Below are 22,958 nucleotides of genomic sequence, written 5' to 3' on the forward strand. Positions count from 1 at the left end.
AACGGAATCCAGCCGTTGTTGCGCGATAGATGCCGGGACAAGCCCGGCATGACGGGAGGTCAGGCAGCCCGGTTCGCCGCGCTCAGCACCGCGCGGACGCTCGCGGTCGCGACGTCCTCGTCGATGCCGACGCCCCAGACCGTTCCGCCATCCGCCGCGCGGCACTCGACATAGGCGGCTGCCTGAACGTCGCTGCCATGGCCGATCGCGTGCTCGACATAGTCGACGACATCCAGTTCGATCCCGAACCCGTCGCGGATTCCCGCGAGCACGCTCGAGATCAGTCCGTTGCCGCGTCCGCTCACCGACTTGACGCTGCCGGTTTCGGCGATGCTGCCGGCGAAGATGCGTTCGCCATTGGGCGCGCGCGTCTCGTCATAGGCCTGGAGCTGCAGCCGCTCGCCGCCATAGGGCAGGTAGGTGCGCTGGAAGAGCTGCCAGATATCGTCGGCATCGAGCTCGCGGCTGGTCTGATCGGCCAGGGCCTGGACATGCTTCGAGAAATCGGCCTGCAGGCGCTTGGGCAGCTTCAGTCCCTTGTCCTGTTCCAGGATCCAGGCAACGCCGCCCTTGCCGGATTGCGAATTGACCCGGATCACCGCTTCGTAGCTGCGGCCGAGATCGGCCGGGTCGATCGGCAGATAGGGGACTTCCCAGACATCGTCATTCTGGCGTTCGCGCGCGGTGAAGCCCTTCTTGATCGCGTCCTGATGCGAGCCCGAGAAGGACGTATAGACCAGCTCACCGGCATAAGCATGGCGCGGGTGCACCGGCAAATTGGTGCAATAGGTCACCGTGTTGATGATCTGGTCGATATCGGAGAGGTCGAGCTTCGGATCGACGCCCTGCGTGTACATGTTGAGCGCGACCGTCACCAAGTCACAATTGCCGGTCCGCTCGCCATTACCGAGCAGGCAGCCCTCGACGCGGTCGGCACCGGCCATCAATCCAAGTTCCGCCGCGGCGACGCCAGTGCCGCGATCGTTATGGGTGTGCAGGCTGATAATCACGCTGTCGCGATTGGGGATGGTTCGCCCGAACAGCTCGATCTGGTCGGCATAGACGTTGGGCGTCGCGCATTCGACCGTTGCGGGCAGGTTGAAGATGATCGGTTTATCCGGCGTCGGCTGGAGCACGTCCATCACCGCCGCGCAGACCTCGACCGAGAAATCGAGTTCGGCGGTCGAGAAGGTCTCCGGGCTGTATTCGAACCGCCAGTCGGTGCCCGGCCGCGCCGCGGCGCAGTCGCGCAGCATCTTCGCGCCCTCGACCGCGATCGCCTTGATCTCGTCCCTGGTCATGCCGAACACGATCTTGCGCCAGGCCGGCGAGACCGCGTTGTACAAGTGGACGATCGCTTTGGGCGCGCCGATCAGGCTGTCGAAGGTGGTCTCGATCAGGTCGCGGCGCGCCTGGGTCAGCACCTGCAGCGTGACGTCATCGGGAACGCGGCCCGATCGAACCAGATCCTGGATATAGTCGAAATCGGTCGCGCCGCTCGCGGGGAACCCGACCTCGATCTCCTTGATCCCGGTCTTGACGATGAGATCGAAGAAGCGGGTCTTCTTCTCGGCGTCCATCGGATCGATCAGCGCCTGGTTGCCGTCGCGCATGTCGGTCGACAGCCAGATCGGCGCCTGGGTGATCGTCCGCGACGGCCATTGCCGGTCGGGCAGGTTGATGGGGGGAAAGGGGCGGTATTTGGTCGATGGGTCGCGCAACATGGCTATGGCTCTTCTCGTCGTCAGGAGCGGCGGGGAGGGTCAGGCCCTTAGGCGCGGTGCGCGCCGTCGCCGGCACGCGGGATGAACTACGCGCCTAAGGGCGCGTAAGTCGAAGCAGGGTAAGGCCGAGTCCGATCGTCATCTCAGGTTCAGCCCTAGCCCCCGATGGTTAAGAAAGTCCAGCCCGAAAGACTGATCCACGGCAAGGAAAGGCTGGACGCGTTGTGGCAGCTTTACTGCCCTGTAAGGAGTAGCGTGTGCGTCAAATCATTTATCGCAGCCTCACCACATCGGAAAGCGGCCACGCGGCTGACGACATTCCGGACATCGTTCGCGATGCAGCGGCGCGCAACGGATTGGAGGGAATTACGGGTCTGCTCTACACAGAGGACGACGCTTTCCTGCAGGCGATCGAGGGACCCATCGATAGCGTGTCCGACTTGATGGAGCGGCTGAAAAACGACGCTCGTCATCGCGATCTGACGATTCTCGTCGACCGCCCGATCGAGGAACGCGAGTTCGGGGACTGGACGATGATCTATCGCGACCGCCGGGAATCGATCGACGCGTTCGATGATCGTCTGCGGGTGTTGCTTGCCGGGGTTTCTGACGAAACCGTCCGTCACTTCAGGGCACTGCAGCCCGCCTGACAGTTGGACCCTCTCCCGCTTGCGGGAGAGGGCAGGGTGAGGGTCTTCTTTCTTCTTCCAAACGTGTACCGAAGCAGAAGAATAAAGAAGACCCTCACCCTCCCACCGCTTCGCGGCGGGCCCCTCCCTCTCCCGCAGGCGGGAGAGGGCAAGAAAAACGCGAGATTGCGGTTCCTACTTAATCCCCGAACAACGCGTCGAACGGGCTTTTGGGCAGGCACCAGAGGAAGGCGACGAGCGCGGCGGCGGCGATGCCGAGCCATGGCGACACAAAGCTGAGCGCGGCGCCGGCGAGATAGATCAGCACGGCAGCGACGCCCTTGCGCGAGGTCTGGCGGTGATAGGTCTCGGCTTCCGGCCCGTGGACGCCGGTCCGCCGGATTTCGCCCTGGAGCGGAACGTAAACTATGCCCGGCAGGACCATCGATGCCAGGTAAACCAATGTCGCGTCGCGGCTGAAATGCTGCTCGCCGAGATAGGCGGCGGTGAACGGGATCAGCGACAGCGTGAACAGCAAACCGAGGTTCAGCCAGATCAGCAGGTTGGTCACCCGCGAGGCATGGCTGAACAAGCGGTGGTGGTTCGCCCAATAGATGCCGACATAGGCAAAGCTCAGCACATAAGCGAGGAAGACCGGCCAGAGGTGCACGAGCCTGTCGAGCCCCGGCAGTTCGGGCGCGTGCAACTCGAGCACCATGATGGTGACGATAATCGCCAGCACGCCGTCCGAAAAAGCCTCGACGCGCCCGATCCCTGGCTTGCCTTCCCCACCTTCGCTCATTCCGTGTCGAACCCCGCTTTAACGACGGGGCCGACGGTAATCAGAAATCAGCGGCACGTCAGTTCTTTTCCTTGTCCACCAGCTTGTTGGCGCCGATCCACGGCATCATCGCGCGCAGCTCGCTGCCGATCTTCTCGATCGGATGCGCTGCCGCCGCCTTGCGCGCCGCCTTCAGCTCGGGCTGGCCGGCGCGGTTGTCGAGGACGAAGTTCTTGACGAAGCGGCCCGACTGGATGTCGGCGAGCACGCGCTTCATCTCGGCCTTGGTCTCGTCGGTGATGATCCGCGGACCGGTGACGATGTCGCCATATTCGGCGGTGTTGGAGATCGAGTAGCGCATGTTGGCGATGCCGCCTTCATAGAGCAGGTCGACGATCAGCTTGGTCTCGTGGAGACACTCGAAATAGGCCATTTCGGGGGCATAGCCCGCCTCGACCAAGGTCTCGAATCCGGCCTGGATCAAATGGGTGATGCCGCCACACAGAACGGCCTGCTCACCGAACAAGTCGGTCTCGCATTCTTCCTTGAAATTGGTCTCGATGATGCCCGACCGGCCGCCGCCGACGCCTGAGGCATAGGCCAGCGCGATGTCATGCGCGTTGCCGCTCGCATCCTGGTGGATCGCGATCAGGCAGGGGACGCCGCCGCCGCGGACATATTCGCTGCGGACCGTGTGGCCGGGGCCCTTGGGCGCGATCATGATCACGTCGATGTCCGACGGCGCTTCGATCAGCCCGAAATGGACGTTGAGCCCGTGCGCGAAGGCGATCGCCGAGCCGGGGCGCATATTGCCCTTGAGGTCGTTTTCCCAGATCGCGGCCTGATGCTCGTCGGGGGCGAGAATCATCAGGATATCGGCCCAGGCGGCCGCATCCCTGTTCGACATGACCTTGAACCCGGCGCCTTCGGCCTTCTTCGCGGTGGCCGAGCCCTCGCGGAGCGCAATGGCGACTTGCTTGACGCCTGAATCGCGCAAATTCTGGGCATGGGCATGGCCCTGAGAGCCATAGCCGACGATGGCGATCTTCTTGTCGGTGATCAGGTTCAGATCGGCGTCGCGATCGTAATAGACACGCATTTCATTCCCTTTCGAAACGTAACCGTCATGCCAGCGGAAGCTGGCATCTCATGAGTTGATTCCCTGGTGGCGCAAGACCCCGGCTTTCGCTGGGATGACGCGATCTGCCGATCGCTACGCCGCGTCTTTCCCCCGCGAAATGGCGACGATGCCGGTGCGCGCAACCTCGATCAGGCCGACCTCGTTCATCAATTCGACGAACTTGTCGATCTTCTCGGTTCCGCCGGTCACTTCGAACACGAAGCTCGATATCGTCGCGTCGACCACGCGCGCGCGGTACACTTCGGCCAGGCGCAACGCCTCGATCCGCGCTTCACCGGTGCCGCGTACCTTGACCAGCGCCAGCTCGCGCTCGACATGCGCGCCCTCGGCGGTGAGGTCGCGGACCTTGTGCACCGGCACCAATCGGTCGAGTTGCGCCACGATCTGTTCGAGGACATGCGGGCTGGCCGAGGTCACGATGGTGATGCGGCTGACCTGCTTGTCCTCGGTGATCTCGCTCACCGTCAGGCTCTCGATATTATAGCCCCGTGCGGTGAACAGACCGGCGATCCGTGCCAGGATACCCGGCTCGTTGTCGACGATCACCGCGAGCGTATGCCGCTCGGCTTTCTCTTCCTTGATGTGCACCTTTGGATCGTCACCCCAGCGAAAGCTGGGGTCTCCCTGTTATAATGGCGTGCTTGCGGCACGAGATCCCGGCTTTCGCTGGGATGACGGTAAAGACTAGACCAATGCCTTGGCTTCGTCGTTGAGCGTGCCCGCCACCTTGTCGGTTTGCAGGATCATCTCAACGTGCGACGCGCCTGACGGGATCATCGGGAAGCAATTCGCCAGCTTGGCGACGCGGCAGTCGACGATCACCGGTCCATCGTGCGCGAGCATGTCGGCAATGCCGCCGTCGAGTTGCGACATCTCCTCGATCAAGATGCCCTTCCAGCCATAGGCTTCGCCCAGCTTCACGAAATCGGGCAGGCTGTCCGAATAGCTCTCCGAATAGCGGCTTTCATAGGTCAATTCCTGCCATTGCCGGACCATGCCCATATATTCGTTATTGAGGATGAAGATCTTGACCGGCAGCCGGTACTGCGTCGCCGTCGCCAGTTCCTGGATGTTCATCTGGATCGACGCTTCGCCGGCAATGTCGATGACCAGCGCCTTGGGATTGCCGAGCTGCGCGCCGATCGCGGCTGGCAGGCCATAGCCCATCGTGCCCAGGCCGCCCGAGGTCAGCCATTTGTTCGGCGCCTCGAAATCGAAATGCTGCGCCGCCCACATCTGGTGCTGACCGACTTCGGTGGTGATGATCGGGGCCTGATCCTTGGTCGCTTCCCACAAAGCGCGGATCGCGCGTTGCGGCATGATCTCCTTGCCATTGCCTTCGGGGAAATCGAGGCTCTTGACCGCGCGCCAGCCTTCGATCCGACGCCACCATTCGCGGGTGTCGGGCTTGGGATGCTGGCGCGCTTTCCACACGCGGATCATGTCCTCGAGCACATGGCCAACATCGGCGACGATGCCGAGGTCGATGCGCACGGTCTTGTTGATGCTCGACCGGTCGATATCGACATGGACCTTGCGCGCATTGGGCGCGAAGGCGTCGAGCCGGCCGGTGACGCGGTCATCGAACCGCGAGCCAAGCGCGAGGATCAGGTCGGCCTGATTCATCGCCCAGTTCGCTTCATAAGTCCCATGCATGCCGAGCATGCCGAGCCATTGTGGGCTGGAGGCAGGGAAGGCGCCCAGGCCCATCAAGGTCGAGGTGACCGGCGCGCCGGTGATCTTGGCCAATTCGCGCAGCAACAGCGACGCCGCGGGGCCGGAATTGATGATCCCGCCGCCGGTATAGAGGATCGGGCGCTCCGCCGCGGCCAGCATGTCGACCAATTGCTCGATCACTGCCGGATCGGCCTTGATCTGCGGGCGATAGGTCTTGTGCTGGATCGGGCCCGGCCTGGTGTATTTCGCGGTCGCGACCTGGACGTCCTTGGGAATGTCGATGACGACCGGCCCCGGCCGGCCCGACGTGGCGATATGGAACGCCTCGTGGATCGTCGCGCCCAGCCGTGCCGGGTCCTTCACCAGATAATTGTGCTTGGTGCAGTGCCGCGTGATGCCGACCGTATCGGCTTCCTGGAAGGCGTCCGATCCGATCAGATGCGTGGCGACCTGGCCGGTGATGACCACCATCGGGATCGAATCCATCAGCGCATCGGTGATGCCGGTGACCGCGTTGGTCGCGCCGGGTCCCGAGGTGACGAGCACGACGCCGGGCTTGCCGGTCGAGCGCGCATAACCTTCCGCCGCATGGGTCGCGGCCTGTTCGTGGCGAACCAGAATATGCCGCAGCCGCTTCTGCTTGAAGATCGCGTCATAGATCGGGAGCACCGCGCCGCCGGGATAGCCGAACACGACTTCCACGCCGAGATCGCACAGCGCCTCGACCAGGATATCGGCTCCACTTTTTTCGGCCACGACAATGTCCTCCTTCTTCGCATACGCAACATGATTGCAGACGGGCGGCTCTACGTGCATGAAAACTACGCGTCAACCGTCAATGCTGTAATCTTATTGCTATTTCACTAACTAGATTGAAACTATCTGTCTCTTCGGTGCGTGTCCAGTCCGCAGGCGGTTGATTGCGGAACCATGTATATTGGCGTTTGGCATATTGGCGAGTGGCAAGGCTGGCGCGCGCGATCGCGTCATCTAGGCTGATTTCGCTCAGCGCGGCCGCAGCGAGCTCGGGCATGCCGATCGCGCGGCGGATAGGGGCGTCGAGTGGGACGTCCTCGCGGGCGATCAGCGTGGCCACTTCCGCCATGGCGCCGGCGTCGACCATCGCCGCGAAGCGTCGGTCGATACGCTCGTTGAGCCAGTCGCGCGGCGGCAGCAGAATTGTCGCGACCAGGCCGATACGCTCGCCGATCCCGCCGACGCGCTCGCGCCGCCAATCGGCGATCGGGCGCCCGGTCGAGCGGACGACTTCGAGCGCGCGGCAGATGCGGCTGGTGTCGGCCGGGTTGAGCCTTGCCGCTTCCGCCCGGTCGACAGCGGTAAGTGCCGCATAGGCGTCGGAGAGGTTCATCGCGCGAACCTCGGCGCGGATCGCGGGATCGATCTCCGGCACCGGCGCGATCCCGTCGATCAGCGTGCGGAGATAGAGTCCGGTGCCGCCGACCAGGATCGGCAAGTTACCGGCCGCGACAGCGCGATCGATCTCGACCCGCGCTTCGGCCGCCCAGCGCGCGGCGGAATAGTCGGTATCGGCGGCATCGACATGGCCGAACAGGCGATGCGGCGCGCGTGCTTCTTCCTCGGGCGACGGACGCGCCGTGACGATACGCAGGTCGCGATAGACCTGCGCGCTGTCGGCGTTGATGATTGCACCGTGGAATTTCTCGGCAAGCGCAAGCGCGAGCGCAGACTTGCCACTCGCAGTCGGGCCGGCGACGATCGCCACCTTCGGCAGCTCAGTCTTGCTCATCTCCGTTCGCTTCGAACGAAGTAGAGAAGCGCTTCCCCACAACCAAAGGTGTCTCGACTTCGCGCGACACGAACGGGTAGGGCGGCGACTTCAAGGAGACCCGGCTTGTTCATCGCGACCCTGATAGCTCCCGATCTGCCCCAGGGCGAGATCACCGCCGCGCGCGACCGGCTCGATGCCGCGGGGTGCCTGCCCGTCGCGCAGGTCTGGGTCGAGAAAGGCGAGGCGATCGATCTCCAGTTCGGCCGCGATCCCGAGGCCGCGCGGGTAGCGCTGGAAGAGCAGGGCTATGACGTCGTCGTCCAGCCGGCTGAGGACCGGCGCAAGAAACTGATCGTCGCCGATATGGATTCGACGATGATCACGGTCGAATGCATCGACGAGCTCGCCGATTACGCCGGGATCAAGGCGCAGATCGCAGCCGTGACCGAAGCGGCGATGCGCGGCGAGCTCGATTTCGGCGAAGCGCTCGACGCGCGCGTTGCGCTGCTCAAGGGGCTCGACGAAAGCGTGATCGCGCGCTGCCTTGCCGAGCGCGTCAAGATCATGCCGGGCGCACGCGAGTTGGTCCGCACGATGCGCGGCTGGGGAGCGACCGCGATCCTGGTGTCGGGCGGCTTCACCCGCTTCGCCGAGCCGGTCGCCGCCGAGATAGGCTTCACCCGCGCCATCGCCAATGTGCTCGAAATCGCTGACGGCAAGCTCGCCGGTACCGTGACCAAGCCGATCGTCGACGCATCGACCAAGCTGGCCACCTTGTCGGAGGCGGTGCTCGACCTCGGCCTGTCGCGAGCCGGAACCCTGGCGGTCGGCGATGGCGCCAACGACCTGGCGATGATCACCCAGGCCGGGCTGGGCGTCGCCTATCATGCGAAGCCGGTGGTCGCTGCAGCGGCGGGTGCGCGCATCGACCACGGCGACCTGACGACGCTTTTGTTCGCGCAGGGTGTTGCGCGCAAGGAATGGATTAGCGAATAGTGAGCGTTAACAAAACTTGAGGGAGAGGGCGATGGACCGACGTAGTGCACTTGCGGTGATGGCGTCGGGGCTGGCCTTGCCGGCATTCGCGGCCGAGCGTCGTCTTTCTCCCGTTACCGGCGGATTGGCGATCGATCGCAACCGCATCGACGCCGCGCTCAAGCAGATGGTCTCCGCCAACCGCGCCGCGGGCGCCTCGTGCCTGGTCTGGCAGCGCGGGGCCGAGCGCTATTTCTGCGCGGCGGGGTTTGCCGATCGCGAGGCCAAGCGGCCAATGGCGCGCGATACGCTGGTGCAGATTTTCTCGATGACCAAGCCGGTGACAGGCATCGCGCTGATGCAGCTTTGGGAACAGGGAAAATTCGGGCTCGACGACCCGCTCGCGAATTACCTGCCCGCCTTCGGCAAAGTGAAGGTGCTGGCGGGTGGCACCGACGCCGACGGCAAGCCGCTGTTGCGCGATCCGGCGCGGCCGATCGTCATTCGCGACATCCTGCGGCACACCGCCGGCTTCTCGTACGGGATGCGCGATACCGTTGCCGACAAGATCTTCCACGAGGTGGATCCGCTGGCGCTCACCAACAGCCTCGACGAGTTTGGCGACAAGCTTGCGAGCGTCCCGTTGCTGTTCGATCCGGGCGCAGAGTGGAGCTACAGCACTGGGGTCGATGTCCAGGCGTTGCTGGTCGAGCATCTGACCGGTGAGAAGTTCGAGCCTTATGTCCGTCGCACGATCCTCGAGCCGCTGGGCATGAAGGACACCGCCTGGACCCAACCGCCGGAACGCCTCGCGCGATTCGCCGCTACTTATGCGCAGGCCGCAGGCGGCAAGCTTGATCGCGTTCCCGACGAGAAAGCGCGTGCGCTCAATTTCGGCCCCCGCAAACTGACGATGGGCGGCGCGGGGCTTGCCTCGACGCTCGACGATTATATGCGGTTCGCGCGGATGTTGCTCGGACGCGGCACGCTCGAAGGGACCCGGATTGTCTCGCCCGACACGATCCGCGTGATGTCGACGGATCAGCTCGATCCGCGGATCACCAAACGCTTCTTCCTGCCCGGCAAGGGGTCGGTCGGGTTCGGTATCGATTTCGCGGTGCGGGTCGCGCCGCCCAAGGACGCGAAGGAGAATCGCGGGGCTGTCGGCGAATTCTTCTGGGACGGCGCGGAAACGACCTTGTTCTGGGTCGATCCCGTCAACGATCTTGCCGCCGTATTCTTCGTCCAGGTTCTCCCGTTCGACGGGACATTGCACCACGACATCCGCCAGGCAGTGTACGGGCCGGACTATACCGGCCCGGCCGCCTGAGGCGGTTGCGGCCCGACGTTACGGATTGACCGGTACGCACTCCGACCCGGCGCGCTTGACCGCGCCGCACAGCCGAACCGCATCGGCCTGCGAGCGGATCGGTCCAGCCTGGAGCTTGGTGATCGGCCCGACGCGACGCAGATAAGGCTGCATGCCGGCAAGTCCGCCGACCTGTCCCTTGAGCCGCGTCCACAGAGCCTTGGCATTGCCCTCGTCGCGGAAGGCGCCGAACTGGACGCGCCAGCCGCCGCCGCTCGCAACCGCTACGGGTTCCGGTGCGGGGCGGACGGGCGCCGGCTTCGGTCGAGGGGCAGGCGGGACTGCATAAACAGGAGGCGGATTGCCGGCCGGCCCGGGATTATAGGCAGGTGACGGATTGTAGCTCTGCGGCGGATTGGCCGTGAGCACCGGCGGCTTGTTCTTGCCCGGCCTGGGTGCCTTGCCGGGTGCCGGATAGCTGGTACCGGGCAGGCCATAAACCGGCCCTGGCGCCGAAGACGGCGGAACGACGGTTGACGCGATGCCGGGGCCGGCCGGGCCGCCGCTGGTAATCTCCGACCCATAATTGCCGTTGCTCGCGACCTGCGTGTCCATCTTGCGCGCGAGTTCGATGCCGCGCTGGCGCTGGTCGGCGGGAATATATTTGTCCATTTCGGCGAGCGTCTGCGATCCTTGCGGCAAGCCGGCGCCCGACGAGCGCGTCATCAGCGCATAAGCGCGTACCCAGTCGCGCTCGATCCCGTCGCCGTTGAACAGCATCGTACCGAGTACGAGTTCTGCCCGCGGCTCGCCGCGGCCGACTGATTTCTCGAGCCATGGCACGGCGTCGGCGCGCTTGCCGTCCTGGAACAGCGCGAGACCGTAATTGTCCTCGGCCTGCGCATGGCCCTGCAGCGCCGCCTTGCGGTACCAGCTTTCGGCCATCTGCAGATCGACCGGTACGCCGCGCCCGAGTTTGTAGGCCTGGCCGAGATTGAATTGCGCGTCGGCGTCGCCGGCGATCGCGGCCTTGCGCCATTCGTCGACCGCGGCCTTATAGTCGCCGCGGTTCCAGGCATCGACCCCGGTTTTTGTGTCGGCCATGGCCGGCGCGCCGATGGCGATGGTCGCGGCGATGGTCGCAAGGGAAAGCGCCGCAGCGCCGATCAGCGTTCGCATGTTTACTCGTGTCCCGCCCAACTGCACCGGTAATGAATATCACGCTCTAGCGGTTGAATGGCAAAGAAAAGGTTAGCCACGAGTCTGTTTGAAAACTCGCGAAAGAGCGGGCTGGTGCCGCGAAACGCACTCTCGGCGCGTTTTCAAACAGACTCCACGATCGTTCCAGGTCCCAACTGAATATCACGCCGTTAACCTGTTCTTAGCTCGCGCCGTGGCACCTCGCTTCCCGAATAGCGGGGAGTAATAGGATCAATGCGCGTTCTCGCGATGGCATCGCAGAAGGGCGGATCGGGCAAGACGACGCTGTCTGGGCACCTTGCGGTGCAGGCACAGCTCGCCGGAGCCGGCCCTGTCGTGCTGATCGACATCGACCCCCAGGGATCGCTGTCGGATTGGTGGAACGAGCGGGAAACGGAATTTCCCGCCTTTGCCCAGACCACCGTTGCGCGGCTCGCCGCCGATCTCGAAGTACTGCGCCAGCAGGGCTTCAAGATGGCGGTGATCGATACGCCGCCCGCCATCACCATGGCGATCCAGAGCGTCATCCAGGTGGCCGAGCTGATCGTCATTCCGACGCGCCCGTCGCCGCATGACTTGCGCGCCGTCGGCGCCACGGTCGATTTGTGCGAGCGCGCGGGCAAGCCGCTGATCTTCGTGGTCAACGGCGCGACGCCCAAAGCCAAGATCACCTCGGAAGCCGCGGTCGCGCTGTCGCAGCACGGTACGGTTGCGCCGATCACGATCCACCATCGCACCGATTTCGCCGCCTCGATGATCGACGGCCGCACGGTGATGGAAGTCGATCCCAAGGGCCGCTCGGCTGCCGAAATCACCGAGCTCTGGGCCTATATCTCCGACCGTCTCGAAAAGAATTTCCGTCGCACGGTATTTGCCGCGCCGACGGCGATGCAGCATCCCGGCTTCGGCGCGCGTCCGCAGGCCGGCGGTGGTGGCTTCGGCCGCCGAGTGATGAGCTGAGGGCGGCGCGATGATGAGCGAACCCAAGCCTTTTGCCTCTTTGTCTTCCGGCCTGCTCGCCCGCAAGGGTCAGGCGCGTCCGGCGATGCGTCCGCAAGGTTTCACCGGCGGCTATGCCTCGCTGGCCGGGATCGAGGATCTCGGCTGGAACGACATGGGTCATATCCCCGAGCCGATGGCCGACATCCATCCGCTGCACGAGGATGACCAGATCCAGCCGCCGCCCGAGGGCGTGCCGCCTGTCCTGGCGCAACGCCATGCGCTGAAGCAGGAATTCGAGCCGGTCCTCGAGGAATTGGCGGGCGAGGAGGCTGAGGTTTCAGTCGAAGCGCCGGTCGAGACGCTGGTCACCGCGCCTGTCCCTGTGCTCGAGACGTTCGAACCCCGCCCGATCTCGGTCGCGGCGGCGGGCCGGATCGCCCGCGCCACGCAGCATAAGCACAAGGCGGCCTTCACCTTGCGTCTGGACGAGGAGCGCCATTTGCGGCTGCGCCTCGCCAGCGCGGTCAGCGGTCGTTCGGCCCAACAGATTGTTACCGGGGCGCTCGACGCCTTTTTGGAATCGCTGCCCGAAGTCGCCGAGCTGGCACGCCAGCTCCCGACGCGGGTCAAGGGGTGAATTGGGGGACGTTGCGATGAAGTCGAAGCGATTGACGATGGGCCTCTCGGCGGTCGCGCTTTGCGCTGCTTTGGGTGGCATCTATCAGGGCGCCGCGCTGGCCGGCTCGAAGTCGAGCCAGGTCGATGACAATGCGGCGGCAGCGGATATTGCCAAGGCACGCAAGGCGCTTGCGGACCGCCAGGGCAACAACGCGGTACGCTGGGCCGAGGCCGCGGTGGAACTCCGACCGCAAATCGCCGACTACCGCGCCGTGCTCGGTCAGGCCTATTTGCTGGCTGGTCGCTTCGCCTCGGCTCGCACTACCTTCAATGATGCGCTGACGCTGTCGCCGGGCGATGGCAAGGTCGCGCTCAACATGGCACTCGCCCAGATCGCCGAGGGCGATTGGACGGGCGCGCGCCAGACGCTCGACAGCAATTCGGGATCGATTCCGGTCAGCGATCGCGGTCTCGCCATGGCGCTCGCGGGCGATCCGACAAGCGCAGTCAATCTGTTGTTGCCGGTCGCGCGCCAGCCCGGTGCCGATGCCAAGCTGCGGCAGAACCTGGCCCTGAGCCTGGCGCTGGCCGGCCGCTGGCAAGATGCTCGCGTCGTTGCCGCGATGGATCTGTCCCCGACCGATGCCGACAAGCGCATCGTCGAATGGGCCGCCTTCGCGCGTCCCGCGTCGCGCTACGACCAGGTCGCGGCGCTGCTCGGTGTCACGCCGGCGGCCGATCCGGGCCAGCCGGTCGCGCTCGCGCTCAACGCCAGCACGTCGGTTGTCGCCAGCGCTCCGGCGCCGGTAGATGCCTATATGCCCAAGTCGTCAGCCGAGATCGCGGTCGTTGCCGCGCCGGTCGAGCCCGGTACGATCACGCCCGCTCCCGTCGTCGCGGCCGCGCCAGCGGTCAGCACCGTCGTGTTCGGCCCGCGTGCCGAAGTCGTTCAGCCGCTGCCGGTGCAATCGGCGGTCGGCAGCAAGGCGCCCCTGATCAAGGCGCCGAAGACGGCCGTCAAGGCCGCAGTATTTATGAAACCCATGGTTGCTCCTACCACCCCGGGCGCTTCCAAGGTCAGCGTGAGCAAGGGCAATTTCTATGTCCAGCTCGGTGCCTATGACAGCGCGGGCGTTGCCCGTGATGCCTGGGGCCGAGCCTCACGTGCTTATTCCGGCTTCGCTGGCCATGCCCCGACGGGCATGCCGGTGACGGTCAACGGCAAGAACTTCTATCGCCTGTCGGTCGGCGGGTTCGATCGCGCCGGCGCGGCGCAGCTCTGCGCGAATTATCGTGCCAAAGGCGGCACCTGCTTCGTGCGCGAGAATGCCGGCGACCAGGCGGTGAGCTGGAAGAAGTAAAATAGATCCCTCTCCCGCTTGCGGGAGAGGAGGGGCCCGCCGCGTAGCGGTGGGAGGTGAGGGTCTTCTTACTTCCTTTTGGCGTCGACCGCCTAGAAGAAGGAAGAAGACCCTCACCCAACCTGCACCGGGTGAACAGCGCCCCGCGCTGTTCAGGTCATGCCGGGGGCATGACCGACCCGGTGCACCCGCAAGCGGGAGAGGGCTTTTTCTTAAGCGCTGATCTCCTTCCCGCCCTTCCACAGGCGGAGCACCTTTCCCTGGGTCGGTAATCCGTCGAACGGCGTGTTGCCGGCCCTTGCTGTCATGGCCTCCCCGCGAATCTGCCAAGATGCTTGCGGATCGAGCAGCATCAGGTCGGCAGGTTGGCCGGACATTAGCCTGCCGGTATCGACGCCCAGCACCTTGGCCGGATTGACTGCCAGCATCTCGAACAGCCGCTCGATCGGCAGGCCGAATCCCAGACTGAGCGCGAGCAGCGTCTCCGCGCCCGACGCTCCGGGAGAGGCATCGGCGAACGGCAGCCGCTTTTCCTCGGGTCCACGCGGATCGTGGCCCGAGCATAGTATGTCGATCGTCCCGTCCGCCAGCGCGACCAGAGCGGCCTTACGGTCTTCCTCCGAGCGGAGCGGCGGCGATAAATGCGCGAAGGTGCGGAAATCGCTCATCGCATTGTCGGACAGCAACAGATGGGCAGGGGTGATCCCGCACGTCACCCGGACGCCGCGACGCTTCGCCGCGCGCACCAGGTCGAGCCCGGCCGCGGTCGTCACCTGACGGAAATGCAGCCGCGCACCGGTATCCTCCGCCAACGCGATGTCGCGCGCGATCGCCAGTGCCTCGGCCACGGCCGGCGCGGCGGGCAGGCCGAGCCGCGTCGCGGTCTCGCTCTCGGTCGCGACGGAATTGCCGGTCAGGCCGCCATCTTCCGCATGCGTTACAACGGTCAGGTCGAGGTCGCGCGCATAAGCCAGCACTTTGCGCATCACGCCCGAATCGGCGATCCAGCGCCGTCCGGTGCCGATCGCCTTGGCGCCCGCGCCTTTCATGATCGCCATTTCGGCTAGGTCTGTGCCCAGCAATTCCTTGGTTGCCGCCGCGATGGGGTGGATCCACAACAAAGGCTTGCCGACCAGCGACGAGCGCTGGACGATGCCCGGGCCGTCGAGCACCGGCGACTGATCGGGCATCAGCCCGACGCGGACGATGCCGCCGGCGCGGAACGCCTCGCGGTCGATCGCGAACACGCCGAGATCGACGATCCCCGGCGCAAGCAACTTGCCGCGGCAATCAATGGTCTCCGCGTCGGGGGCAGTGTCGACGATGCGGTCGCCGACGACGTGCAATTCGCCTTCCGCGACGCCGTCGGGCCGCACGATCCGGGCGTTGACGAAGCGCAACGCGGTCATGCCCAGCCCTCCACCTTGCGCGCTCGCCTGGTCAGCACGTCCAGGCACGCCATTCGCACCGCGACGCCCATTTCGACCTGCTCGGTGATCGCCGAGCGCTCGATATGATCGGCGACGTTCGAATCGATCTCGACCCCGCGATTCATCGGTCCGGGGTGCATCACCAGCGCATCGGGCTTGGCGAGCGCCAGCCGGTCGAGCGTCAGGCCGTAGCGCAGATGGAATTCGCGGGTGGAAGGAATGAACGCCCCCGCCATCCGCTCGTTCTGGAGGCGCAGCATCATCACCACATCGGCACCCTCGAGCGCGGAGTCGAAATCGGCGTACGGCGTCACCCCCATCCGCTCGATGGCCGCGGGCATCAAAGTTGCCGGCGCCACGACGCGGACTTCGGCAGCGAGTGCGGTCAGCGCCAGGATATTCGACCGCGCGACGCGGCTGTGCAGGATATCGCCGCAGATCACCACGCGCTGTCCGGCGATGCTGCCACGCCGCCGCCGGATCGTCAGCGCGTCGAGCAGCGCCTGGGTCGGGTGTTCGTGGCTGCCGTCGCCGGCGTTGAGCACCGGGCAATCGACCTTGCCGGCGATCAGCCGGACCGCGCCGGAGCTCGAATGGCGAATGACGATGACGTCGGCGCGCATTGCGTTCAGCGTCATCGCGGTGTCGATCAGCGTCTCGCCTTTTTTCACGCTCGATTGCGCGACCGCCATGTTGACGACATCGGCGCCCAGCCGCTTTCCGGCGATTTCGAACGAGAGAAGCGTTCGCGTCGAATTTTCGAAGAACGCATTGATCAGGGTGAGACCCGCGAGGCGCTTGTCGGGCTTGGCGCGATTGCGGTTCGCCTCGACCCATTGCTCCGCTTCGTCGAGCAGGAAGGCGATCTCATGGGGCTGGAGGCCGGAGATACCGGTCAGATGCCCGTGCGGAAAGACGGCGCCGCCCTCGATAAGGGCCGCGGGACGATGATCGGAAGGTTGCATTAAAGCCGTCGCCTAGACCCGCTTGGGCAGGGGCGCAAGCGCGCAACCAAGGTTGATCTGCATCAGCCCATTATGGGCTTTCGCTGTTGCCGACTTTTGGACAGAATGGACTGGAAGGAGACACATGACCGGTCCGTCAGCGACCAGCACGCCACCGGGCGCGCCGGAAATCCGCTTCTACCTGCCTGCGGAAGGGCTGCGTCCGCTCGTCACCTCTTATTATTTCCTCGAGTCGGCCGGACCGCTGGTCGATTTCACCCATCCGGAATGGGCCAATATCCGATTCGCGCTCAACGGCGTGTGGCGATTTGAAGGCGACGAGGCTCGAGAAACGATCGACCCGCCCAGAGCGGTATTGTTCGGGCCGACCGACCGCGCACGACGGTTCGCGACCGATGGCGGACTGGTGCTTGGCGTCGGCCTGACGCCGCTCGGCTGGTTGACGCTGATCGGCGAGGATGCGTCGGACTTCGCGAACCTCGCCGTCCCGCTCGACCGCCAATTGGGTCCATCGGGCTCGGCCATTCGTGCGCGGCTGCTCGAAGCGCGCACCGACGCCGAGCGCATCGCGATCCTCGATTCGATCCTCGGCGCGCAGCGGGAGTCGCAGAGCGCCTATTGCGCGCTCGCCGTCCAGGTGCAGCAGGCGCTGCTGTCGGGCACAGTCGACCATGTCGGGGATCTTGCCGAGCAGCTCGGGATCGAGCAGCGCACGCTGCATCGCGTCTGTACCGCGGTGTTCGGGTTTCCGCCGGTGCGGTTGCTGCGCCGTCAGCGCTTCCTGCGGACTCTGGCCAAGGTGCGCGACCAACTCGACCAGCCGCTCGGCGAACTGATCGATCCGGGCTATTACGACCAGGCGCATTTCAATCGCGACTTCAAAGCCTGCATGGGGATGACCCCGCTCGCCTATTTCCGCTTGCCGCGCGAGGCGCTGCGCCGGGCGGGAGAGGAACGCCAACGCGTGCTCGGCGCACCGGTGCAGGGGCTGCACATTGAGCAGGACGAGGCCGGGCAGGGGGATTAGGTTTAGAAACTAAATAAGCCGTTGTTCTTAAATCGATCCGTTTTCCAAATTCGTCATCCCAGCGAAAGCTGGGATCTCAAGCGGCATCGCGTCACCGCCAGAGACCCCAGCTTTCGCTGGGGTGACGGGAGGTGCGCTGGGGTGACGGCAGGATGACGACAGGAATATGTGTCCCCAATCTAGGGCTGAACGGCAACGAGCCCGTCGATCGCGCCTTGAAGGATGTAACTCGCCGCCAGCTTGTCGACGCGTTCGGCGCGTTTGGCGCGGCTCAGATCCTCCGCGATCATCTGGCGTTCGACCGCCTGGGTCGACCAGCGCTCGTCCCAGAGCAGGATCGGCAGGCCGAGATCGGCGATGTTGCGCGCGAATGCCCGGGTCGATTGGGTGCGCGGCGAATCGGTGCCGTCGAGATTGAGCGGCAGGCCGACGACGATGCCCTTGACCGACTGCGCCGCCGCCAGCGCCGCGAGCACCGCCTTGTCCGCGGTGAACTTGGTGCGGCGGATCAGTTCGGCCGGACTGGCGAAGCTCCAGCCCGCATCGCACAAGGCGGTGCCGATCGTCTTCGTCCCGACATCGAGCCCGAGCAGGCGCCCGCCATCGGGCAAAGCGGCACGGAACGCGACTCGATCCTCGGTGATCATCGGGTCTTCGCGGTTGGGACCGGGGTGGAGGCCGTCACGGGCTTGCCACCAGTGAAGGTCGCGAAGCGCCGCGCAGCGTCGTTTCGGACGTTCACCCAGAACATCGAATAATCGAACACATGGTAATTGTTGCCGGGCAGGACATAGCCGCCGAGGTTGACCGGCTCGCCGATCGACAGGAAGCCGCGTCCGAAACATTTGGCGGGCACGCCCGGCACGCCCAGGGTCGCGCTGCCCAAATCCTTGGATGGGATCAGCGTCCCGAGATTGTCTTTCCCTTCCGCGGTCGCCCCAGGCGTGCCGGTGATCGGATTGGTGCAGACCATGTCGGTGTCCTTGCGCGGCTTGCCGTCGAACCCGATGGTCGCGTCGTAGACATCGGTAATCATCGACGGATCGGCGGGCTCGGCGAAGCTCTGCCACGACAGGATGCACCCGGCCTGCTCGGCTGTCGCGCATTCGGGCAGGCCGAGGGCTGGGAGGTCATTGGCCTTCGAGATCGGCCAGCCGACGACATACGCCGCGACGATCCGCTTCGCGAGCGGCTGACCCGCGACGCGCTCACGCAGCAGGCGTTCGAGGTGGAGGGCGCCCTGGCTATGCCCGGCCAGGATGATCGGACGATCTGGGCCGACCTCTTTGAGGAATTCGTCGAACGCCGCGAGTACGTCGCGATAGGCGAAATCCAGCGCCTTCTGCGCCTCGGCCTGGCTCGTCAGGAAGGCGCCGAACGTGGCCTGGCGATAACGCGGCGCCCAAATCTCGCCGATCTCGTTGAACGCCGACGCCTGACCACGCAGGAAGACCGCGGCGGTGTTGTTGGCCTGGGCGTCGTCGAGCGGTGCATTCCAATGCGCGCGGTCGATGTACGAGGTAGGATGGATGAAGAAGACCGCGGCTGTCGGTTTCTCGCCCGGCTTGAAATCGGCTGGAGTCCACAAAGCCGGATTATTCGGAATGTCGGGCCGCGCGAACCACATGTCGGCCTTTTCGTAGGCCTGTTCGGGCGTGATTGGTCCGCCTTCGAATTGTGCGCTGGGGATCAGCGCCGCTTTCATCACCTGGCCGGGATAGAGCCGATAAATGAAGAGGCACGCGACCGCGACCAGGATAAGGAAGAGGACCAGATAGACGAATTTGCGGGCCAAGAACGCGCTCCGATTGCCGTCCGGGTCCCGTGCCTGATCGTCGCGGCGGTTGCAATCGTGGCGGCCGCTCTGCTAGCCGCGCGGCCATGTCCGTAGACGCTGCAACCGTAAAGAAGATCGCGAGCCTCGCTCGCATCGCGATCACCGACGAGGAAGTCGCGAAGATCGCGCCCGAACTCGACAACATCCTGGGCTGGATCGAGCAATTGGGTGAGGTCGACACGTCGTCGGTCGAGCCGATGACCGCGGTTATCGCCAATACGCTGCGCCTGCGCGACGACATCGTCACCGATGGCGGCAAGCGCGACGCGGTGCTGGCCAATGCGCCCCAGGCCGAACACGGCTTCTTCACCGTGCCCAAGGTGATCGAATAATGACCAATCTCACCGATCTTGGCGTCCGCGAGCTTCGCGACGGCATCCGCGCGGGCACTTTCTCGGCGCGCGAAGTGGCGGATTCGTTCATCGTCGCGGTCAGCAAGGCGAAGCAGCTCAACGCCTTTCTGGTCGAAACCCCCGATCATGCCATCGCCGCGGCCAACGAAGCCGATGCGGCGCGCGCGGCGGGCGAAGCGCTGAAGCCCTTGGCCGGCGTGCCGATCGGCATGAAGGACCTGTTCTGCACCAAGGGCGTGCAGTCGGCGGCGGCGAGCCATATCCTCGAAGGGTTCAAGCCCGAATACGAATCGACCGTCTCGCAGAAGCTCTGGGACGCGGGCGCGGGCATGTTGGGCAAGCTCAACATGGACCAGTTCGCGATGGGATCGTCGAACGAGACCAGCTATTTCGGCAACGTCATCTCGCCCTGGCGGCGTGCCGATGGCGGCAATGCACCGCTGGCTCCCGGTGGATCGTCGGGCGGCAGTTCAGCCTCGATCGCGGCGCGGCTCTGCCCCGCAGCGACCGGTACCGACACCGGCGGCTCGATCCGCCAGCCCGCCGCGTTCACCGGGATCGCCGGCATCAAGCCGACTTATGGCCGCTGCTCGCGCTGGGGCATCATTGCCTTCGCCTCGAGCCTCGACCAGGCCGGGCCGATGGCGCGCGACGTGCGCGATTGCGCGATCATGCTCGAGACGATGAGCGGGTTCGACGCCAAGGATTCGACCAGCCTCCAGCTCGACGTGCCGAAGTGGGAAGCTGGGCTCAATGCCAGCCTGGCGGGCAAGCGCATCGGTATCCCCAAGGAATATCGCGTCGACGGCATGCCGGCCGAGATCGAGGCTTTGTGGCAGCAGGGCATCGACTGGGTGAAGGATGCCGGCGCCGAGGTGGTCGAGGTGTCGCTGCCGCACACCAAATACGCGCTGCCGGCTTATTACATTATCGCGCCCGCCGAAGCGTCGTCCAACCTCGCGCGCTATGACGGCGTACGATACGGGCTACGCGACCTGCCGGAGGGCGCGAACCTCCAGGAAATGTACGCCGCGACCCGCGCCGCCGGCTTCGGGGCGGAGGTCAAGCGCCGCATCCTGATCGGGACCTATGTGCTGTCGGCGGGCTTCTACGACGCTTACTACACCCAGGCGCAGAAGGTCCGCACGCTGATCGCGCGCGATTTCGACCGGGCCTGGGAGACGTGCGACCTGCTACTCACCCCGACCGCGCCGTCGGCGGCGTTCGCGCTGGGCGAGAAGTCAGCCGATCCGATCGCGATGTACCTCAACGACGTCTTCACCGTGCCGTCGAGCCTCGCCGGCCTACCGGCGATGTCGGTGCCGGGCGGTCTCGACAAGGCCGGGCTGCCGCTGGGGCTCCAGGTGATCGGCAAGGCGCTCGACGAGCAAGGCGTGCTCGACGCGTGCCTCGCGATCGAGGAGCGCGCGGGGTTCAGGGCACGGCCTGGAGCTTGGTGGTAAACCGAGAAGGGGAGAGCTGCCTGGTGCGGCTTTGCTCTCGATTACCCGACCGCCGCGGACATTATTCGCCTTGGCGCTTGGGTAGCCGGGCCTTGTCGATCCGGGCCGCGACCCCGACGCTGCGGCCCGCCAGGTTGGGCACGCTGAAGCGGACCGACGTGCCGATCACCTGCGCGGCCTCGGAGAGCGTCAGGCCGTAATCCTGCTGCAGCCACTGGATCAGGCCGCCGCTTGCCGCCTTGAGTGCTTCGTCGAGTGATCCCGCCTGGCCGAGCACCATTAATTCGATGGGCGACTCGACCCGGGGCATCGCGATTGCGTTGCTTTTGATCAGCTCGACGCGCACGACGACATCCATCGATGTCTCCAGCGCGTATTGGCTAGTCTCGCCATCGCCTTGTGCCGCATGAGCGTCGCCCAGATACAGAAGCGCGCCCGGTTGCTGGACCGGCAGATAGACGACGTTACCCGCGACCACTTCGGGAAAGTCCATATTGCCGCCAGCGCGGCCGGTATCGCCGGTCGACAGGGGCGATGAGCCAAAGCCGTTTGCCAATGCCATTCCTCCCAGCATTGGCCTCAACGGCACGCGGTACTCCGCCAGTTTGCCACTTGCGCTTTCGGGTGTTGCGAACCCTTGGCTGCGGTCCAGCCGCCACCGAATGGGTTTGCCCAACGCGCCGGCTTTCGAAGCTAGGCCCGGCGGCAAAGCGCGCGCGACGATCGTGTCCAGGCTGTCGGCCCAATCGCGATTGGGCGTCAGCTTGATGATATGGACCGCAAGCGTGTCGCCTTGGGTGGCGCCCGCAATGAAGAACGGTCCGGTCTGCGGATTGCCGAACAAGGCGCGCGTTTTGCCTGCCGCGTCGATGCCGCCGGAATCGATGGTCGAGGTGCGGATCGTGTCGCCCGGCCACACGGTCAGAACGGGCGCGCGTTCGGCCGAGAAGCTGTTAGCGTAATCCGAGGGCGTAAAATCGATGATGCGCGGACCCCCGGGCGGGCGATCGGGAACGCGGCGGCCCGTCAGGGCGAATCGCAGGCGTTTGTCGGGAAAGTTGTTGTCGGGATAATCGGCAATGCCGCGCAGTGTTCCGTTCACGAGTTGCGCTTCGAAACGATAATGCGCGCCGCGCCCGTCGGTGACCATCAGCGCCAGAGCATTGGCCGAAGAGCTGCCCGTTACCGCATCCCCGTCCCAATCGCCGGTAACCGACGAACCGCTTATGTGAAGGTTGAGGGTGGAATATTCGAGATTGCCGAACCGGTCTACGATGAGAATCCATTGTCCGTCGACTGGCGCCGCGACAGCGGCGGGTGCGGCGATGACGAAAGCAGCGGCGAGCCCGGCGTAGCTGAACATTTATCGTGCCCTCACATACTGACTACACTTGTAATCGTTAAAGTGGGGGGCGCAAGCACTTAGTGGCGGCGTGCCAGCGGTTATGGCAAAATTGCAGGATCCGTTTGTCCCGTTTTGCCACTCATCTTCATTCCGGGCATTTGAGCTTTCTTCGGGCTCAGTTCCGCTCGACCGAATCCAAAATCCGCGCCCCGGCCATGAACACCGCGATCGGGCAGACCGAGAACAGCATCCAGCCGCCGAAACCGGGATATTGCTGGAGATAATGGACCCCGCGCTCGACCGCGCCCAGACCCAGGCCATAGATCACCATGAAGGCCTCGAACTTGGTCTTGATGACGAACAGGCGGGCGATCTTGGCGAACATGCAGGTAGTGAAGCATGAGCTGTGCCAATGGCGGAAATGCGCGGTT

Annotated in this window: 22 protein-coding genes; 9 read left to right on the forward strand and 13 right to left on the reverse strand. The window is 64.9% G+C overall.

Translation table 11 applies throughout. The features are described from left to right. Positions 1-59 precede the first annotated feature (59 nt). Complete coding sequence (gene leuA, locus AC1DQQ_RS12330; RefSeq protein WP_478029989.1) at positions 60-1,724, reverse strand: 2-isopropylmalate synthase; 1,665 nt, start codon at positions 1,722-1,724, stop codon at positions 60-62. 257 nt (positions 1,725-1,981) lie between these two features. On the opposite strand from leuA, the gene AC1DQQ_RS12335 reads away from it, so the two are divergent. Beyond that, the gene (locus AC1DQQ_RS12335; protein WP_478040813.1) at positions 1,982-2,374 is read left to right on the forward strand and encodes a BLUF domain-containing protein; all 393 of its coding nucleotides are present in this window, start codon (positions 1,982-1,984) and stop codon (positions 2,372-2,374) included. Between the two features lie 178 nt (positions 2,375-2,552). On the opposite strand, the gene AC1DQQ_RS12340 is transcribed toward AC1DQQ_RS12335, so the two are convergent. From AC1DQQ_RS12340 to miaA, 5 genes are all read right to left on the reverse strand, one after another. Further along, complete coding sequence (locus AC1DQQ_RS12340; protein WP_478045359.1) at positions 2,553-3,155, reverse strand: TMEM175 family protein; 603 nt, start codon at positions 3,153-3,155, stop codon at positions 2,553-2,555. A gap of 58 nt (positions 3,156-3,213) precedes the next feature. Further along, positions 3,214-4,233: a ketol-acid reductoisomerase gene (gene ilvC, locus AC1DQQ_RS12345; RefSeq protein WP_478029992.1), complete on the reverse strand. Its 1,020-nt coding sequence runs from the start codon at positions 4,231-4,233 to the stop codon at positions 3,214-3,216. A 114-nt stretch (positions 4,234-4,347) separates the two neighbouring features. Further along, positions 4,348-4,863 carry an acetolactate synthase small subunit gene (gene ilvN / locus AC1DQQ_RS12350; RefSeq protein WP_066810648.1) on the reverse strand — a complete coding sequence of 172 codons (516 nt, stop codon included), beginning with the start codon at positions 4,861-4,863 and terminating at the stop codon, positions 4,348-4,350. A 96-nt stretch (positions 4,864-4,959) separates the two neighbouring features. Next, positions 4,960-6,708 carry an acetolactate synthase 3 large subunit gene (locus tag AC1DQQ_RS12355; protein ID WP_478045360.1) on the reverse strand — a complete coding sequence of 583 codons (1,749 nt, stop codon included), beginning with the start codon at positions 6,706-6,708 and terminating at the stop codon, positions 4,960-4,962. Positions 6,709-6,787: 79 nt separating this feature from the next. Beyond that, positions 6,788-7,720 carry a tRNA (adenosine(37)-N6)-dimethylallyltransferase MiaA gene (miaA, locus tag AC1DQQ_RS12360; RefSeq protein ID WP_478045361.1) on the reverse strand — a complete coding sequence of 311 codons (933 nt, stop codon included), beginning with the start codon at positions 7,718-7,720 and terminating at the stop codon, positions 6,788-6,790. Between the two features lie 105 nt (positions 7,721-7,825). Between miaA and serB the strand changes: the two genes are divergently transcribed. Together serB and AC1DQQ_RS12370 are read left to right on the forward strand one after the other, a co-directional pair. Further along, positions 7,826-8,698, forward strand: a complete 873-nt coding sequence (gene serB / locus AC1DQQ_RS12365; protein ID WP_478045362.1) for a phosphoserine phosphatase SerB — start codon at positions 7,826-7,828, stop codon at positions 8,696-8,698. Between the two features lie 31 nt (positions 8,699-8,729). Beyond that, on the forward strand, positions 8,730-10,007 hold the full coding sequence (locus AC1DQQ_RS12370; RefSeq protein WP_478045363.1) for a serine hydrolase domain-containing protein: 1,278 nt from the start codon (positions 8,730-8,732) through the stop codon (positions 10,005-10,007). A gap of 18 nt (positions 10,008-10,025) precedes the next feature. Here AC1DQQ_RS12370 and AC1DQQ_RS12375 read toward each other — a convergent pair whose 3' ends face one another. Next, complete coding sequence (locus AC1DQQ_RS12375) at positions 10,026-11,165, reverse strand: SPOR domain-containing protein (RefSeq protein ID WP_478045364.1); 1,140 nt, start codon at positions 11,163-11,165, stop codon at positions 10,026-10,028. Between the two features lie 255 nt (positions 11,166-11,420). On the opposite strand from AC1DQQ_RS12375, the gene AC1DQQ_RS12380 reads away from it, so the two are divergent. The 3 genes from AC1DQQ_RS12380 to AC1DQQ_RS12390 are packed head-to-tail and all read left to right on the forward strand — an operon-like array spanning position 11,421 to position 14,107. Continuing rightward, a complete protein-coding gene (locus tag AC1DQQ_RS12380; protein WP_478029998.1) occupies positions 11,421-12,146 on the forward strand; it encodes an AAA family ATPase in 726 nt (241 codons plus the stop codon). A 13-nt stretch (positions 12,147-12,159) separates the two neighbouring features. Beyond that, the gene (locus tag AC1DQQ_RS12385) at positions 12,160-12,765 is read left to right on the forward strand and encodes a hypothetical protein (protein WP_478029999.1); all 606 of its coding nucleotides are present in this window, start codon (positions 12,160-12,162) and stop codon (positions 12,763-12,765) included. Between the two features lie 16 nt (positions 12,766-12,781). Beyond that, complete coding sequence (locus tag AC1DQQ_RS12390; protein WP_478045365.1) at positions 12,782-14,107, forward strand: SPOR domain-containing protein; 1,326 nt, start codon at positions 12,782-12,784, stop codon at positions 14,105-14,107. A 212-nt stretch (positions 14,108-14,319) separates the two neighbouring features. On the opposite strand, the gene AC1DQQ_RS12395 is transcribed toward AC1DQQ_RS12390, so the two are convergent. Continuing rightward, complete coding sequence (locus tag AC1DQQ_RS12395; RefSeq protein ID WP_478045366.1) at positions 14,320-15,516, reverse strand: dihydroorotase; 1,197 nt, start codon at positions 15,514-15,516, stop codon at positions 14,320-14,322. After that, a complete protein-coding gene (locus AC1DQQ_RS12400) occupies positions 15,513-16,502 on the reverse strand; it encodes an aspartate carbamoyltransferase catalytic subunit (RefSeq protein ID WP_478030002.1) in 990 nt (329 codons plus the stop codon). Before AC1DQQ_RS12400 ends, AC1DQQ_RS12395 begins: the two co-directional genes overlap by 4 nt. 124 nt (positions 16,503-16,626) lie before the next feature. Here AC1DQQ_RS12400 and AC1DQQ_RS12405 point away from each other — a divergent pair, with 124 nt between their 5' ends. Further along, positions 16,627-17,529 carry an AraC family transcriptional regulator gene (locus AC1DQQ_RS12405; protein WP_478040824.1) on the forward strand — a complete coding sequence of 301 codons (903 nt, stop codon included), beginning with the start codon at positions 16,627-16,629 and terminating at the stop codon, positions 17,527-17,529. A gap of 179 nt (positions 17,530-17,708) precedes the next feature. Here AC1DQQ_RS12405 and ruvX read toward each other — a convergent pair whose 3' ends face one another. Continuing rightward, positions 17,709-18,176, reverse strand: coding sequence for a Holliday junction resolvase RuvX (gene ruvX / locus AC1DQQ_RS12410; RefSeq protein ID WP_478040825.1), 468 nt, complete (start codon positions 18,174-18,176; stop codon positions 17,709-17,711). Next, positions 18,173-19,324 (reverse strand): DUF3089 domain-containing protein, encoded by a 1,152-nt coding sequence (locus AC1DQQ_RS12415; protein WP_478030005.1) that lies wholly within the window; start codon positions 19,322-19,324, stop codon positions 18,173-18,175. Before AC1DQQ_RS12415 ends, ruvX begins: the two co-directional genes overlap by 4 nt. 86 nt (positions 19,325-19,410) lie before the next feature. Between AC1DQQ_RS12415 and gatC the strand changes: the two genes are divergently transcribed. Both gatC and gatA read left to right on the forward strand, forming a co-directional pair. Next, on the forward strand, positions 19,411-19,698 hold the full coding sequence (gene gatC, locus AC1DQQ_RS12420) for an Asp-tRNA(Asn)/Glu-tRNA(Gln) amidotransferase subunit GatC (protein WP_478030006.1): 288 nt from the start codon (positions 19,411-19,413) through the stop codon (positions 19,696-19,698). Further along, positions 19,698-21,182, forward strand: a complete 1,485-nt coding sequence (gatA, locus tag AC1DQQ_RS12425; protein WP_478045367.1) for an Asp-tRNA(Asn)/Glu-tRNA(Gln) amidotransferase subunit GatA — start codon at positions 19,698-19,700, stop codon at positions 21,180-21,182. Before gatC ends, gatA begins: the two co-directional genes overlap by 1 nt. 61 nt (positions 21,183-21,243) lie before the next feature. Here gatA and AC1DQQ_RS12430 read toward each other — a convergent pair whose 3' ends face one another. Then, positions 21,244-22,545 carry an acetamidase/formamidase family protein gene (locus AC1DQQ_RS12430; RefSeq protein WP_478045368.1) on the reverse strand — a complete coding sequence of 434 codons (1,302 nt, stop codon included), beginning with the start codon at positions 22,543-22,545 and terminating at the stop codon, positions 21,244-21,246. 157 nt (positions 22,546-22,702) lie between these two features. Then, positions 22,703-22,912: a hypothetical protein gene (locus AC1DQQ_RS12435; RefSeq protein ID WP_478030009.1), complete on the reverse strand. Its 210-nt coding sequence runs from the start codon at positions 22,910-22,912 to the stop codon at positions 22,703-22,705. Between the last annotated feature and the right edge of the window lie 46 nt (positions 22,913-22,958).

The sequence above is a fragment of the Sphingomonas sp. P4_G3 genome (genome assembly GCF_056401105.1).

Excerpts from the sequence above, each read along its gene's own strand:
- leuA (WP_478029989.1), bottom strand. The coding sequence starts at position 1,724 with ATGTTGCGCGACCCATCGACCAAATACCGCCCCTTTCCCCCCATCAAC.
- AC1DQQ_RS12340 (WP_478045359.1), bottom strand. The coding sequence starts at position 3,155 with ATGAGCGAAGGTGGGGAAGGCAAGCCAGGGATCGGGCGCGTCGAGGCT.
- ilvC (WP_478029992.1), bottom strand. The coding sequence starts at position 4,233 with ATGCGTGTCTATTACGATCGCGACGCCGATCTGAACCTGATCACCGAC.
- miaA (WP_478045361.1), bottom strand. The coding sequence starts at position 7,720 with ATGAGCAAGACTGAGCTGCCGAAGGTGGCGATCGTCGCCGGCCCGACT.
- AC1DQQ_RS12370 (WP_478045363.1), top strand. The coding sequence starts at position 8,730 with ATGGACCGACGTAGTGCACTTGCGGTGATGGCGTCGGGGCTGGCCTTG.
- AC1DQQ_RS12375 (WP_478045364.1), bottom strand. The coding sequence starts at position 11,165 with ATGCGAACGCTGATCGGCGCTGCGGCGCTTTCCCTTGCGACCATCGCC.
- AC1DQQ_RS12380 (WP_478029998.1), top strand. The coding sequence starts at position 11,421 with ATGCGCGTTCTCGCGATGGCATCGCAGAAGGGCGGATCGGGCAAGACG.
- AC1DQQ_RS12385 (WP_478029999.1), top strand. The coding sequence starts at position 12,160 with ATGAGCGAACCCAAGCCTTTTGCCTCTTTGTCTTCCGGCCTGCTCGCC.
- AC1DQQ_RS12390 (WP_478045365.1), top strand. The coding sequence starts at position 12,782 with ATGAAGTCGAAGCGATTGACGATGGGCCTCTCGGCGGTCGCGCTTTGC.
- AC1DQQ_RS12395 (WP_478045366.1), bottom strand. The coding sequence starts at position 15,516 with ATGACCGCGTTGCGCTTCGTCAACGCCCGGATCGTGCGGCCCGACGGC.
- AC1DQQ_RS12400 (WP_478030002.1), bottom strand. The coding sequence starts at position 16,502 with ATGCAACCTTCCGATCATCGTCCCGCGGCCCTTATCGAGGGCGGCGCC.
- AC1DQQ_RS12405 (WP_478040824.1), top strand. The coding sequence starts at position 16,627 with ATGACCGGTCCGTCAGCGACCAGCACGCCACCGGGCGCGCCGGAAATC.
- ruvX (WP_478040825.1), bottom strand. The coding sequence starts at position 18,176 with ATGATCACCGAGGATCGAGTCGCGTTCCGTGCCGCTTTGCCCGATGGC.
- gatC (WP_478030006.1), top strand. The coding sequence starts at position 19,411 with ATGTCCGTAGACGCTGCAACCGTAAAGAAGATCGCGAGCCTCGCTCGC.
- gatA (WP_478045367.1), top strand. The coding sequence starts at position 19,698 with ATGACCAATCTCACCGATCTTGGCGTCCGCGAGCTTCGCGACGGCATC.
- AC1DQQ_RS12430 (WP_478045368.1), bottom strand. The coding sequence starts at position 22,545 with ATGTTCAGCTACGCCGGGCTCGCCGCTGCTTTCGTCATCGCCGCACCC.
- AC1DQQ_RS12435 (WP_478030009.1), bottom strand. The coding sequence starts at position 22,912 with ATGTTCGCCAAGATCGCCCGCCTGTTCGTCATCAAGACCAAGTTCGAG.